This is a genomic window from Burkholderia sp. Ac-20349, assembly GCF_017104865.1.
Lineage (GTDB): Bacteria > Pseudomonadota > Gammaproteobacteria > Burkholderiales > Burkholderiaceae > Burkholderia > Burkholderia aenigmatica.
In genome coordinates, this window is sequence record NZ_JAAGPM010000181.1 from 1 (window position 1) to 13,406 (window position 13,406).

Consider the following 13,406-nt stretch of genomic DNA (forward strand, 5'->3'; position numbering starts at 1 on the left):
GGCAACGAGGCGCTTGCGCCGGCCGCCGTCAAGCCGGCACAGACGGCGAGGGCCCGACATCCATGCTTCATCATGGCCGCCTCCCGTCGTCCAGGGTGACGCGGTACGCGCCGTCCGCCGTCGCGAGTACGGCCACCCCTGCCGCGCCGTACACCATCACCCAGCCGAACCCGTGCACGAGCGCCGCATGCAATGCCGCGCCGGTCGGGTCGGCCTGCACGAGCGCCGGTGCGATCTCGTGCAGCCCGTCGGTCCGGCCGGATGCAATCTCCTGCGCGAGCCGGCGCAGCGCCGCGTCGCCGATCGTGCCCGCGACACCGGCCTTCAGGCTCGCGACGATCCCCGCGACCAGCACGAAGCCCATCGCCGCGATGTTCAGCGCGAGCGAGATCATCCGCGCGCTCATGTCGATGCCCGACGCCATCCCCGCCCGCGAGCTCGGCACCGCGCCCGTCGTCGTGTTGGTCACCGGCGTGTTCGTGAGCCCGAGCCCGATGCCGGCGATCACGCAGCCAGGCAGCATCGTGATCCAGCTCGCATGGTCGGCCGCGCTGCCGATCCGCATCAACGCGAAACCCGCCGCGATCGTGAACAGGCCGCCCGGGATCACGACGCCCGGCCCGTAGCGCAGCGCGAGCCGTTCGCCGAACGGCGGCGCGACCAGCGTCGGCAACGTGTACGCGAGCAACGCGAGGCCGGCCGTCACGCTGTCGTAGCCGAGCGCGACCTGGAACCAGATCGGCAGGTAGATCATGAACGGCCAGAAGCTGAAGTTCATCCCCATCGAGCCGAAGATCGCGCCGGTGAACGGGCGAATCCGGAACACCGAGAAATCGAACATCGGCCGCGCGCTGGCGCGTTCCGCGATGAAGAAGCCGGCCAGCGCCACCACGGTCGCGCCGAGCACGCCGAGGCCGGCGGCGCTGGTGAGCCCGAGCTCCGCGCTTTGCGTGATGTAGAACGCGAGGCCGAGCACCGCGAGCGACAGCGTGACGATGCCCGCCACGTCGAGCGAGCCCGCGTGCGGATCGCTGGACTCCTGCACCGCGCCGCCGATCATCACGAGCGCGATGGCCGCGAGTGGCGCATGGACCAGAAACACCCACGGCCAGCTTGCCAGCGCGACGATCGCGCCGCCGACGATCGGCCCGAAACCGAGCCCGATGCCGAACACGATCCCCCAGATCCCGAACGCGCGGCTGCGCTCGCGGCCCTCGCGGAACTGGTGCGACAGCACGGCAATCTGGCAGATCAGCATCGCGCCGCCGCTCGCGCCCTGCAGCAGCCGGCCCGCGACGAGCACCGGCACGTTCGGCGCGAGCCCGCACAGCAGCGACGTCGCACCGAACAGCACGGTGCCGATCACGTACACGCGCTTGCGACCGAACCGGTCGGCGAGCGTGCCGGCCGCCATCAGCACGGTCGTGCACGCGATCGTGTACGCGTTCATGATCCACTGCATGCCGTTGAAATCGCCATGCAGCACGTGTTCGAGCGTCGGCAGGATCACCGGCACGCTCGAGATTTCGAGGCCGAACATCAGCGACGTGAGACAGACGGCCGCGAGCGCGACCGCATTCCTGCGGGAGTCGGATAACGTCATGCGTATTGCGCCGTGGCCCGGCGACGGGCCGCGCGCCTCCAGGTGAGAAGGATTCGCCGCGTGCGGCCGGCGACGCACGCTGGACGGGAATCGGTACTATAGTGAGAATTTCCATCCCCATTGACGCAGCTGCTTCTCCAGACTGGGGAACTGCAGGACTCAATCAACGCACCCTTCCATGACCGACAGACTCGACGGCGTGACGACCTTCGTCCAGGTAGTGGAATCGGGCAGCTTCGCGCTCGCCGCGGAGCGGCTCGACATGACGCGTTCGGCCGTCGGCAAGGCGGTCGCGCGGCTCGAGAAGCGGCTCGGCGCGCGGCTGCTGCAGCGCACGACACGCAGCCAGAGCCTGACCGACGACGGCCAGGCGTACTACGACCGCTGCGTGCGCGCGCTCGCGGAACTGGAGGCAGCGGAAGCCGACCTCGACTGCGGCCGCAACGAGCCCCGCGGCAAGCTGCGCCTGAGCGTGCCGCTCGCGTTCGGGCACCACTGCGTGACGCCCGTCGTGCTCGACCTCGCGCGCACCTATCCGCATCTGCGGATCGACGTGTCGATCACCGACCGCTTCGTGGATCTCGTCGAGGAAGGCATCGACCTCGCGGTGCGGATCGGCACGCTCGCGGACAGCACGAGCCTCGCGGTGCGGCGGCTTGGCACGCAATACGGCAGCCTCGGCGCGGCGCCGTCGTATCTCGCCCGCTACGGGATGCCGAAGACGCTCGACGATCTGAAGCACCACCGGACGATCGCGTATTCCCGCTCGGGTGTGGTTCAACCGTGGGACCTGCGCGCGCCGGACGGCTCGACGGTACGGATCGACATGCCGCACCAGCTCAGTTTCGACGACGTGCAGGCGATCGCGGCAGCCGGCGCATCGGGGTTCGGGATCGCGTGGCTGCCGAGCTGGCTGCTCGATCACTACGTGAAGCGCGGCGAGATGACGGTCGTGCTCGACCGCTGCTTCGTCTGCGAAGGCGACATCCACGCGCTCTGGCCGAAGACGCGCTACCTGCCGCGCAAGACGCGTTGCGTGATCGACGCGTTCGCGCAGGCGATTCCGCCGATGATCGAGCGGTAGGCGGGACGGCGCACGGCGCCGGGGATCGCGCCGCGCCCGCACGGGCACGCGCGACACTCCGCCCTGCCCGCGCTATTTCGCGTTGCCGCCGTCGATCGCCAGCATGCGCCGGCGGCGCGCGCGGGCGAGTGCCGCCGGCGCGAAGTGCAGCACGACCAGCCGTGTCAGATGATGAGACAGCACGAACACGACGTTCAACCCGCCGCCGTAGGCGACGATCGTGATCGTCTCGATGGCGCCGGGCGCATACGAGAGCCACAGCGGCAGCACCCCGTAGCCGGACAGCCGCGCCATCCCCCACGCGAACGCACCGGCCACCATCAGCATCAGTGCGATGCATGCGAGCCCGGTGCGGCCGTATCGCAGCCCGTCCGCCAGCGTGATCTGCCTGAACTGCGCGCCGATCAGCGCGCCCAGGATGATCGACGCCGCATCGACGCACCACGCCGGCACCTCGAAGTCATGCAGCCATCCCGCTCGCACGAACACGCCGGCCAGCACGATGGCCGTGATCATGAACGGTGCCGGAATACCGAGCCCGAGCAACGCCCGCCCGACCAGCACGCACAGCGCCACCAACCCGGTCAGCGCCAGCAACGTCCCGACCGGCAGCGCAGCGACAGCCACTGGCTGCGGCGCGCCCACCTGCGCCGGAATGAAACAACTGACCAGGACCGTGATCGACAGGAGCCGCACGAGATGCACGACGATCACCTTGGCCGACGCGCGCTCGGATTCCAGTAGGTCGAATACCGCGGCGAGTGCGCCGGGATAGACGGCCAGCAGTGAATCGGCCAGGTTCCAGCGCGATACGCGGGACAGCCAAAGACTGCCGACCGCAATCTGCACGGTCAGGCACACGAGCAGCACACCCAGGCTCGGCACGATCGAGACGACCATCTGCGTGTCCCACGACCGGAACATCAAGCCGGTCGCCGTGCCGAGCACGATCTGCACGAACTCGAGGCCGAAGCGCAGCCTGGGCGCGAAACCGAACCGGCTGGTCGCGATCGACGCGGCGAGAATCGCGCCGAGCAGCAGGCCATGCGGGACGCCCGCATACCGCAGTACCAGCCCGACCGCGGTCAGGCAGGCGAGATACGCGAGCGTCTTCATCGGGCAGCGCCCCGGCCGCCGGTCAGGCTTCGGCAAATCCACATGGAAATGTAATTTGAAGTAGTTGAAATGAAATTTCAGACTCGAAAACAGATCACCCGATTATTCCGGATTCGATCACCCGTTATTCACGAATCCAGTCAAGGCGCGATGACAGGCGTGTCAATTCGCGTTGAAAAACCGAGTGCGCGACGAATCCATCAGGAAAAACCGTTGATGCACGAATGCCGCCAATCGAGCAGCAGCCACGAAACCGGACGCCAATAGATGCCCCGACCGATAGCCGAACTCGTGATTCATCTCGCGGAGCCTGCGCGTCCGGCGTGGCTCAGCGCCTCAGCCCGTGCACCACGGACGGAATAGCCCCTTTGTCTCATGCTAGCCTCGGATCCTTATCGAATAGCGGCATTTTCATGCACGCCTTCGATAAGGCGACTTTAAATCATCAAACTGCCAATCAAATTCTGTTTGATGATATTAATGGCTTTTCAGATTCCGCGACAAGTCGAACCCCTCGCCCGCCGCGCTCGAATGCGTAAATGATTATTGAGATTTTCGTCTATTCCCGGCGGTTGTGATTTCAAGCGGCTGATGGTAATGCGCGTCATCGCATATGCGGCGCTGGATACGTGCCGACCTCGAAAAAGAAAAACGGCGCATGCCGAAGCATGCGCCGCCTTGCAGGTTGCCGGCCGCGTGCCGGCCGTTCAATCCGCGCCCAGCGCCGCCAGCGGATGCGCGAACAGCTTCCACGGCGACGTGAGGAAATGCCGCACGCGTTCGGCGCGCAGCTCGACGAGCGACGCGGGTGCCCAGCGCGGTTTGCGATCCTTGTCGACGAGATGCGCGCGCACGCCTTCGCAGAAGTCGCCTTCCTCGATCGCGCGCGCAACGATGCCGAGCTCCATCCGGAACGATTCGGCCAGCGTCATCTGGCGGCCGCGCAGCAGCGCCTCGCGCGTCACGTACAGCATCGTCGGCGAATGGCCGGTGAGCGCATCGAGCGTCGCCTGCAGCCATTGACGGTGCTCGCGCGACAGTTCCTCGCGTGCGAGATCCTGCATCAGCGTCGCGACGATCCGCTCGACGGTCGAGCGCTTGTCGAAGTGACGCACGATCCACGGCATCTGGCTGTCGAGCGCCGCATGCGGCACGACGTTGCACGGCGGCTCGAATACCTTGCGCAGCAGCGGCAACGCATCGCCCTCCCACTTGACGCTTTCGATGCGCGTCTCGAACGTGTCGAGCCACGCGGACGGCACGCACAGATCCGCGAGCTTCGCGGTCAGCGCGTCGGCGCCCGACAGCATCGCGCCGGTCAGTCCGACGTACAGTTCGAGTTCGACCGGCATGCGCGACAGGAAATGCGTCGCGCCGACGTCGGGCACGAGGCCGATGCGCGTCTCCGGCATCGCGATCTTGCTGCGCTCGGTCGCGACGCGCAGCGCCGCGCCTTGCGCAAGACCCATGCCACCGCCCATCGTCACGCCGTCCATCAGCGCGACCACCGGCTTCGGGAACGTGTGGATCGCGTAGTCGAGCCGGTATTCGTCGACGAAGAACGGCAGCCAGGTTTCGCGCTGCGCGACCATCTTGTACAGCGCGCGCACGTCACCGCCCGCGCAGAAGCCCTTCTCGCCGGCGCCCCGCAGCACGACCGCGACGATCTGGTCGTCGTCACGGCAGCGCTCGAGCAGCGCGGCCAGCTCGCCGATCATGGCGTACGACAGCGCGTTGAGCGCCGCCGGCCGGTTCAGCGTGATCAGCGCCACGCGGTTCACCACGCGGAACAGCACCTCGGGGGCCTGCTCCGCGAACGCGTCGTGATTCATGACCGGCGTGCTCATCGTTGCGACTCTCCATCGGTGTGCCACTGCGGCGCGCGCTTGCCGAGGAACGCGGCCACGCCTTCGCGCGGATCGTTCGTCTCGAACAGGTCGACGAAGCGTTCGCGTTCGACCGCGAGCGCCGCGCTGCGCGGCACGCCGCGGCGCGCGAGGCCGATCAGCTCCTTGCTGTACGCGACCGCGTGCGGGCTCTGCCGCGCGACGTTGCGTGCGAGCGCCAGCGCCGCATCGCGCGATGCGCCCGACTCCACGACGTCCTCGACGAGGCCGATTCGCAGCGCGGTGGCCGCGTCGACACGCGCGCCGGTCAGGATGATCTTCTTCGCCCAGCCTTCGCCGACGAGCCAGGGCAGCGTCTGCGTGCCGAGCCCGCACGGCAGCAGGCCGACCGACGGCTCGGGCAGCGCCATCTGCGCATGCGTCTCGGCAATCCGCAGGTCGCACGCGAGTGCGCATTCGAGACCGCCACCCATCGCGTAGCCGTTGATCGCCGCAATCGTCACGACGCGCGCGTCGTGCAGCGCCTCGAACGCCGCGCCGAAGCGCGATGCCATCGCGCGTGCAACCGCGCGGTCGCCTTCGGCGAACGTGTTCAGGTCGGCGCCCGCGCTGAAGAACTTCGGGCCGTCGCCGGTGATCACCAGCGCGCGCACGCGCGGATTCGCATTCAGTTCGGCGACGGTTGCCTGCAGTTGCTGCAGCCCGTCGGCGGTAAAGGCGTTCGCGGGCGGACGCTTGAGCGTCGCGCACGCGATCGCGCCGTCGTCGACGTAGTCCAGTTCGATCATCACGCGTCCTTCTTCGTTGCCGGTTGATACAGGCGGATCACCGCCGAGAAATCGAGCTGGCCGTCGCCACGGCTGCTCATCGTCTGGTACAGCTGCTGTGCGAGCGCGCCGAGATAGACGGGCTGGCGGGCCTGCTTCGCGGCGTCGTTCGCGAGGCCGAGATCCTTCAGCATCAGGTCGGTGCCGAAGCCGCCCGAGTAGCCGCGCGACGACGGTGCGGTATCGATCACGCCCGGATACGGGTTGTACGTATCCGAGCTCCAGCAGCGGCCCGTCGACGTGTTGACGATGCCGGCCAGCACCTTCGGGTCGATGCCGAGCGCGACGCCCAGCGACATCGCCTCCGACACGGCCGCCATCGAGATGCCGAGCACGAGGTTGTTGCAGACCTTCGCAACCTGCCCCATGCCCGTCGCGCCGCAATGGACGATGTTCTTGCCCATGCCCGCGAGCACGGGCTTCACGCGCTCGAAATCCGCATCGCTGCCGCCGACCATGAAGGTCAGCGTGCCGGCCGCCGCGCCGCCGGTGCCGCCCGACACCGGCGCATCGACGAACGCGCCGCCGTGCTCGCGCACGAGCGCGCCGAACGCCTGCGCGCTCGCCGGGTCGATCGTGCTCGAATCGATCACGGTCGCGCCCGCGCCGAGGCCGGCGAGCACGCCGTTCTCGCCCGACAGCACCGAGCGCACATGCGGTGCGGCCGGCAGCATCGTGATGACGAACGTCGCGCCCGATGCCGCATCGCGCGGCGATGCAGCCACCTGCGCACCGGCGTCCTGCAGGGCGCGCAACGCATCGGCGCTCAGGTCGAACGCATGTACTTCATGGCCTGCTTTCAGCAGGTTCAGCGCCATCGGCGCACCCATATGGCCGAGGCCGATAAAACCGATTTTCATGTTCGTGTCCTCCGCCGCTCAATGCAGCCGGATCGTCGTATTCACCGGGCCGGCCGTCGTGTCGTCGTCGAACCAGCGCGCGGTGACCGTCTTGGTCTGCGTGTAGAACTGCACGACCTGTTTGCCGTACGGGCCGAGATCGCCGAGCTTCGAGCCGCGCGAACCCGTGAAGCTGAAGAACGGCACGGGCACCGGGATCGGGATGTTGATGCCGACCTGGCCGATGTCGATTTCGCTCTGGAACTTGCGGGCGGCCGCCCCGCTCTGCGTGAACAGGCCCACGCCGTTGCCGAACGGGTTCGCGTTGACGAGCGCGATCGCTTCATCGAGCGTGTCGGCTTCCATCACGACCAGCACGGGCCCGAAGATTTCATGCGTGTAGACCGACATGTTCGTCTTCACGCCCGAGAAGATCGTCGGGCCGACGAAGTTGCCCTGCTCGTAGCCAGTCACCGTCACGTCGCGGCCGTCGAGTTCGAGCTTCGCGCCTTCCTTCACGCCCGCGTCGATCAGCGACAGGATGCGTTCCTTCGCGGCCTTCGACACGACCGGCCCGACGTCCGTGCCGGCTTCCGCGCCCGCATTGACCTTCAGCGCCTTCGCCTTCGCCACGATGTCCGGCAGCCAGTCGCGCGCGTTGCCGACGAGCACCGCGACCGACGTCGCCATGCAGCGCTGGCCGGCCGCGCCGAAGCCCGCGCCGACGAGCGCATTGATCGCCTGCTCGCGGTTCGCGTCGGGCAGCACGACCGCGTGGTTCTTTGCGCCCATCATCGACTGCACGCGCTTGCCGTTCGCGCTGCCGAGGTTGTACACGTGCGTGCCGACCGCCGTCGAGCCGACGAACGAGATCGCCTTCACGAGCGGATGCGTGCAGATCGCGTCGACGACTTCCTTGCCGCCGTGCACGACGTTCAGTACCCCTTTCGGTACGCCGGCCTCGACCGCGAGCTCGACGAGCTCCATCGTGGACAGCGGATCCTGTTCCGACGGCTTCAGCACGAACGTGTTGCCGCACACGATCGCCATCGGGAACATCCACAGCGGAATCATCGCGGGGAAGTTGAACGGCGTAATGCCCGCGCACACGCCGAGCGGCTGGCGCAGCGTGTAGGTATCCACACCACCCGCGACGTTCTCGGCGAATTCGCCGAGCTGCAGCGAGCCGATCGAGCATGCGTGCTCGACCACTTCGAGGCCGCGGAAGATGTCGCCTTCGGCATCGGGAATCGTCTTGCCCTGCTCGGCCGTCAGCGTCTTGGCGATGCGCTGCTGGTTCGTGCGCACGAGATCCTGGAACTTCAGCATGATGCGCATGCGCGCGGCGATCGGCGTGTTCTTCCACGTCGCGTACGCGGTGTGCGCGGCCTGCACGGCCGCGTCGACTTCCGCGACGGTCGCGAACGGCACGCGCGCGAGCACCTGCTGCGTCGCCGGGTTGACGATGTCGCGCCACTCGTTCGTGGCGGACTCGACGAAGGCGCCGTCGATCAGCAGCTTGACCGTCGGCACGTCTTTCGAATTCGCGTTCATCGATCCAATCTCCTTGCAGAGGGCCGCGAAGCGCGATATCGCCGCGCGGCCGGTTCAATTCGGCTGCGGGCGGCGGCCGCGACATGCGGCGCGCGCGGCCCGCGGTCACGTCACTTCAGTTCCGCGGCAAAATCTTCTTCCCAGTATTCGCCGGGCATCCGCGCGGATGCATCGTCGCCGCGCTCGATCTCGCGGCGGCGCAGCTCGACGCGGCGGATCTTCCCCGAGATCGTCTTCGGCAGCTCCGCGAACTGCAGGCGGCGGATCCGCTTGTACGGCGCGAGCTTCTCGCGCGAGAAACGGAAAATCTCCAGTGCCAGCGCCGGGCTTTCCTCGTAGCCCTGCCGCAGCATGATGAAAGTCTTCGGCACCGACAGCCGCACGGGGTCGGGGCTCGGCACGACGGCCGCCTCGGCGATCGCCGGGTGCTCGATCAGCACGCTCTCGAGTTCGAACGGGCTCAGCCGGTAGTCGGACGACTTGAACACGTCGTCCGCGCGGCCGATGTACACGTAATAGCCGTCGTCGCCGCGCATCGCGATGTCCGACGTGCGGTAGTGACCGTCGCGCATCGCATAGGCCGTCGCGTCGGGGTTGTTCGCATAGCCTGTCATCAGCCCGACCGGGCGCGTGACGTCGGCGCCGATCGGCAGTGCGACTTCGCCTTCGGTCACGGGCACACCATCCGGGTCGAGCAACTCGATCCGGTAGCCGGGCAGCGGCCGGCCCATCGAGCCCGCGACGACCGGCTGGCCCGGCGAGTTGCCGATCAGGCAGGTCGTCTCGGTCTGGCCGTAGCCGTCGCGGATCGCGATGCCCCACGCCTTCTTCACGCGCTCGATGATCTCGGGATTCAGCGGCTCGCCCGCGCCGACGATCTCGCGCAGCTTCACGTCGAACGACGCGAGCGGCTGCTGCACGAGCATGCGCCACACGGTCGGCGGCGCGCACAGCGTCGTCACCTGGTATTTGACGAGCGCATCGAGCACCACCTTCGGCTCGAAGCGCGCGTAGTTGAATGCGAACACGCACGCCTGCGCATTCCACGGCGCGAAGAAGCAGCTCCATGCGTGCTTCGCCCAGCCCGGCGAGCTGATGTTCCAGTGGATGTCGCCCGGCTGCAGCCCGACCCAGTACATCGTCGACAGATGGCCGACTGGATAGGTGCGGTGCGTATGCTCGACGAGCTTCGGCTTCGACGTCGTGCCCGACGTGAAGTACAGCAGCATCGGATCGTTCGCGTGCGTGACGGCGTCCGGTTCGAACGCGGCGCTCGCTGCGTAGCCGTCGTTCATCGCGAGCCAGCCCGCGCGCGGCGCACCGGCGACGATCTTCTGCGCGAGGCCGAGGTCGGGCTGTTCGAATTTGGCGGTTTCGTTCTCGTCGACGATCGCGTATTTCGCTCCGCCGATCTGCACGCGGTCGCGCACGTCGTCGGGTGACAGTTGCGTGGTGGCAGGCAGCACGATCGCGCCGAGCTTCATCGCGGCGAGCATCGCGTCCCACAGCTCGACACGGTTCGGCAGCATCAGCAGGATCCGGTCGCCGCGCACGACGCCGATCGAACGCAGCCAGTTCGCGATCCGCGACGAACGCTCGGACATCTGCGCGAACGAATACGGATCGCCCGTGCCGGTCGCCGCGTCGACGATCCATAGCGCGGGCTGGTCGTTGCCGCGTGCCATCGGGTCGAAGTAGTCGAGCGCCCAGTTGAACGCATCGAGCACCGGCCACTCGAACTCGCGGTAAGCGGTTTCGTAGTCGGTGCGATGGCGCAGCAGAAAGTCGCGTGCGTCCAGGAATGCCTGTACCGTCATCATTGTCTCCTGTCGGCCAGCGTTAGTGCTTCAGCACTTACGCTGGCCCCATGCCCTGGTAAGTCTCCATGCGTCGAACCGGGCACGCGCTGCAGCCCATGCCCGGTTGCCTCTGTTGCGGCGCACGGTCACGTCGTTGCGTGCCGCGTTCGCCGCGCTGCCCTCGTGCCCTGCGCAATGTTGTCGCCGGGGCAACCGTCGCGGCTCAAAGCTGCCGCGCGATCACCATCCGCTGCACTTCGCTGGTGCCTTCGTAAATCTGCGTGATGCGCGCGTCGCGATAGTGACGCTCGACTTCGTAATCGACCAGATAACCGTAGCCGCCGTGAATCTGGATCGCGTCCGAACACACGCGCTCGGCCATCTCCGACGCGAACAGCTTGGCCTGCGACGCTTCCGACAGGCACGGCAGCCCGGCCGTGCGCAGCTTCGCCGCGTGATGCACAAGCAGGCGCGCGGCGTTGATCTGCACGGCCATGTCGGCGAGCTTCTGCTGGATCGCCTGGTGTTCGGCGATCGGCTTGCCGAACTGCACGCGCTCGCCCGCATAGCGGCGCGCCTTGTCGAACGCGGCGCGCGCGATGCCGAGTGCCTGCGCGGCGATGCCGATGCGGCCGCCTTCGAGGTTCGACAGCGCGATCTTCAGCCCTTCGCCGCGATTGCCGAGCAGGTTCTCTTCCGGAATCGCGCAATTCTCGAACGTGATCGGGCAGGTATCCGACGCACGGATGCCCATCTTCTTCTCGGGTTTGCCGACAATGAAGCCCGGCGTATCGGTCGGCACCAGGAACGCGGAAATGCCGCGCTTGCCGGCGTCCGGGTCGGTCATGGCAAAAACGATCGCGACACCCGCGCGCTGGCCGTTGGTCACGAACTGCTTCGCGCCGTTCAGCACCCATTTGCCGTCGCGCAGTTCCGCACGCGTGCGCAGGTTGTTCGCCTCGGAGCCGGCATGCGGCTCGGTCAGGCAGAACGCGCCGATCACGCGGCCGGCCGCCATGTCGGCCAGCCAGCGATCCTTCTGCGCCGGCGTGCCGAAGCCGAGGATCGGCCCGCAGCCGACCGAGTTGTGCACGCTCATCATCGTCGCGCACGCGGCGTCGCCAGCGGCGACCTCTTCCATCGCCAGTGCGTAGGCCACGTAGTCGGTATACGAGCCGCCCAGCTCCTGCGGCACGATCATCCCGAGCAGGCCGAGTTCGCCGAGCTGCGCGACGATCGCGTCGGGCAGGTGCGCATCGTGGTCCCATTGCGCCGCGTTCGGTGCCAGCATCTCGGTGGAAAACGCGCGTGCGGCATCGCGGATCATCCGCTGGTCTTCGGTGTAAAGCTCGTCCATGGTGCTGCTGTCTCCCGCGGCCGCCGGGCGCGACCGTCCTTGCGTTTCGATGCAACAAGTGTAGGCAAGCAGGCGCGACTGTTCGATGCTCGCGTCGCTCATTTACACTGAGCGTTTTTGCCACACCGGCGGCACGGATGAAGCAGGAAGACAAGGGAACCGTCGCGATCAGCCTCGTCGCTTACAGCGTCGCGCTCGCGACCCGGCGCGGCGTCGCGGCCGAGCCGCTGCTCGAGCAGGCCGGCATCGCCCCCGCGCTGCTCGGGCAGCCGCGCGCACGGGTATCCGCGCAGCAATACGGCGCGCTGTGGAACGCGATCGCGCGCACGATGGACGACGAGTTTTTCGGGCAGGATCGCCACCCGATGCGCAGCGGCAGCTTCATCGCGATGAGCCAGGCGGCGCTGTCCGCCCGCGACGGGCTGCACGCGATGGCGCGCGCGGTGAATTTCATGCACTGCGTGCTCGACGACCTGCACGCGGAGCTCGACGCGAACCCGCAGCGCGTGCGACTGCGCTTCGTGCACCGCAACAACGGCGCGACGCCCGCGATGTTCACGTACGCGACCTATTTCATCATCGTGTACGGGCTCACCTGCTGGCTGATCGGGCGGCGCATCCCGCTGCTGCACGCGAGCTTCCGCTGCGACACGCCGCCCGCCGACCACGAATACCCGTCGATGTTCTGCGACGACATGCGATTCAACGAACCCGATTCGTATGTCGATTTCGATCCCGAATTCGCGACGCTGCCGGTCGTGCAGAACGCGAAGACGCTGAAGACGTTCCTGCGCAACGCGCCGGCCAGCTTCATCGTCAAGTACCGCAACCCGAACGCGCTCGCGCAGCGCGTGCGCGCGGTGCTGCGCGGGATGCCGCCGGCCACGTGGCCCGGCGCGGGCGGAATGGCCGCGCGGCTGCACGTGGCCGAGGCCACGCTGCGCCGCAAGCTGCATCAGGAAGGCCACGCGTACCAGTCGATCAAGGACACGCTGCGGCGCGACCTCGCGTTCGAGGCGCTCGCCGACCCGGCGCGCACGATCGCCGACGTCGCGGCCGCGACCGGTTTCGCGGAACCGAGCGCGTTCTACCGCGCGTTCCGCAAATGGAGCGGGCGCAGCCCGGCCGACTATCGCGACGAAGTGCTCGCACGGGGCGGCGGCGCGGGCTGACGCCGGCCGGCACGGCTGTCGCTTCGCGCTTTCTGCCGAAACCGCCTAATCTTTAAGCATCGGGCCCAGGCCCTTTCCGCCAGCCGGACGGCACGCGGCCGCGCGCCGCCCGGACGTCGCGATGCACTTTCTCCGTCACGGGCCGTCGCCGGCGCCTGCCACGCCCGGCGGCCACCCTCGTCACCCGCTGTCCGCGCGGGTCGCGCGC

General features: G+C 67.8%; 10 protein-coding genes. 2 read left to right on the forward strand and 8 right to left on the reverse strand.

Features of this window, described 5'->3' with window-relative positions; genetic code table 11:
• Window positions 1–70: 70 nt before the first annotated feature.
• Window positions 71–1,603 (reverse strand): MFS transporter, encoded by a 1,533-nt coding sequence (locus G3N61_RS34635; RefSeq protein WP_205824611.1) that lies wholly within the window; start codon window positions 1,601–1,603, stop codon window positions 71–73.
• 178 nt (window positions 1,604–1,781) lie between these two features.
• Between G3N61_RS34635 and G3N61_RS34640 the strand changes: the two genes are divergently transcribed.
• A complete protein-coding gene (locus tag G3N61_RS34640) occupies window positions 1,782–2,687 on the forward strand; it encodes a LysR family transcriptional regulator (protein WP_205824612.1) in 906 nt (301 codons plus the stop codon).
• Window positions 2,688–2,759: 72 nt separating this feature from the next.
• Here G3N61_RS34640 and G3N61_RS34645 read toward each other — a convergent pair whose 3' ends face one another.
• The 7 genes from G3N61_RS34645 to G3N61_RS34675 all read right to left on the reverse strand — a co-directional run bounded on the left by G3N61_RS34645 (window position 2,760) and on the right by G3N61_RS34675 (window position 12,026).
• Window positions 2,760–3,803, reverse strand: coding sequence for an AbrB family transcriptional regulator (locus G3N61_RS34645; protein ID WP_089452122.1), 1,044 nt, complete (start codon window positions 3,801–3,803; stop codon window positions 2,760–2,762).
• A gap of 707 nt (window positions 3,804–4,510) precedes the next feature.
• Window positions 4,511–5,650 carry an enoyl-CoA hydratase/isomerase family protein gene (locus tag G3N61_RS34650; protein ID WP_043180177.1) on the reverse strand — a complete coding sequence of 380 codons (1,140 nt, stop codon included), beginning with the start codon at window positions 5,648–5,650 and terminating at the stop codon, window positions 4,511–4,513.
• Window positions 5,647–6,438, reverse strand: coding sequence for an enoyl-CoA hydratase (locus G3N61_RS34655; RefSeq protein WP_043180179.1), 792 nt, complete (start codon window positions 6,436–6,438; stop codon window positions 5,647–5,649). The genes G3N61_RS34650 and G3N61_RS34655 overlap by 4 nt, the downstream gene beginning before the upstream one ends.
• Window positions 6,438–7,337: a 3-hydroxyisobutyrate dehydrogenase gene (mmsB, locus tag G3N61_RS34660; RefSeq protein WP_011354325.1), complete on the reverse strand. Its 900-nt coding sequence runs from the start codon at window positions 7,335–7,337 to the stop codon at window positions 6,438–6,440. The genes G3N61_RS34655 and mmsB overlap by 1 nt, the downstream gene beginning before the upstream one ends.
• Before the next feature lie 18 nt (window positions 7,338–7,355).
• Window positions 7,356–8,870, reverse strand: coding sequence for a CoA-acylating methylmalonate-semialdehyde dehydrogenase (locus tag G3N61_RS34665; RefSeq protein WP_205824613.1), 1,515 nt, complete (start codon window positions 8,868–8,870; stop codon window positions 7,356–7,358).
• A gap of 110 nt (window positions 8,871–8,980) precedes the next feature.
• Window positions 8,981–10,687, reverse strand: a complete 1,707-nt coding sequence (locus G3N61_RS34670; RefSeq protein WP_205824614.1) for an AMP-binding protein — start codon at window positions 10,685–10,687, stop codon at window positions 8,981–8,983.
• Between the two features lie 205 nt (window positions 10,688–10,892).
• On the reverse strand, window positions 10,893–12,026 hold the full coding sequence (locus tag G3N61_RS34675; protein WP_089452448.1) for an acyl-CoA dehydrogenase family protein: 1,134 nt from the start codon (window positions 12,024–12,026) through the stop codon (window positions 10,893–10,895).
• 137 nt (window positions 12,027–12,163) lie between these two features.
• On the opposite strand from G3N61_RS34675, the gene G3N61_RS34680 reads away from it, so the two are divergent.
• Window positions 12,164–13,198, forward strand: a complete 1,035-nt coding sequence (locus G3N61_RS34680) for an AraC family transcriptional regulator (RefSeq protein WP_043180186.1) — start codon at window positions 12,164–12,166, stop codon at window positions 13,196–13,198.
• Window positions 13,199–13,406 lie beyond the last annotated feature (208 nt).

What these genes read in the sequence shown, in the direction of transcription:
- mmsB (WP_011354325.1), bottom strand. Translation starts at nt 7,337, where the DNA reads ATGAAAATCGGTTTTATCGGCCTCGGCCATATGGGTGCGCCGATGGCG.
- G3N61_RS34640 (WP_205824612.1), top strand. Translation starts at nt 1,782, where the DNA reads ATGACCGACAGACTCGACGGCGTGACGACCTTCGTCCAGGTAGTGGAA.
- G3N61_RS34675 (WP_089452448.1), bottom strand. Translation starts at nt 12,026, where the DNA reads ATGGACGAGCTTTACACCGAAGACCAGCGGATGATCCGCGATGCCGCA.
- G3N61_RS34665 (WP_205824613.1), bottom strand. Translation starts at nt 8,870, where the DNA reads ATGAACGCGAATTCGAAAGACGTGCCGACGGTCAAGCTGCTGATCGAC.
- G3N61_RS34635 (WP_205824611.1), bottom strand. Translation starts at nt 1,603, where the DNA reads ATGACGTTATCCGACTCCCGCAGGAATGCGGTCGCGCTCGCGGCCGTC.
- G3N61_RS34670 (WP_205824614.1), bottom strand. Translation starts at nt 10,687, where the DNA reads ATGACGGTACAGGCATTCCTGGACGCACGCGACTTTCTGCTGCGCCAT.
- G3N61_RS34645 (WP_089452122.1), bottom strand. Translation starts at nt 3,803, where the DNA reads ATGAAGACGCTCGCGTATCTCGCCTGCCTGACCGCGGTCGGGCTGGTA.
- G3N61_RS34655 (WP_043180179.1), bottom strand. Translation starts at nt 6,438, where the DNA reads ATGATCGAACTGGACTACGTCGACGACGGCGCGATCGCGTGCGCGACG.
- G3N61_RS34680 (WP_043180186.1), top strand. Translation starts at nt 12,164, where the DNA reads ATGAAGCAGGAAGACAAGGGAACCGTCGCGATCAGCCTCGTCGCTTAC.
- G3N61_RS34650 (WP_043180177.1), bottom strand. Translation starts at nt 5,650, where the DNA reads ATGAGCACGCCGGTCATGAATCACGACGCGTTCGCGGAGCAGGCCCCC.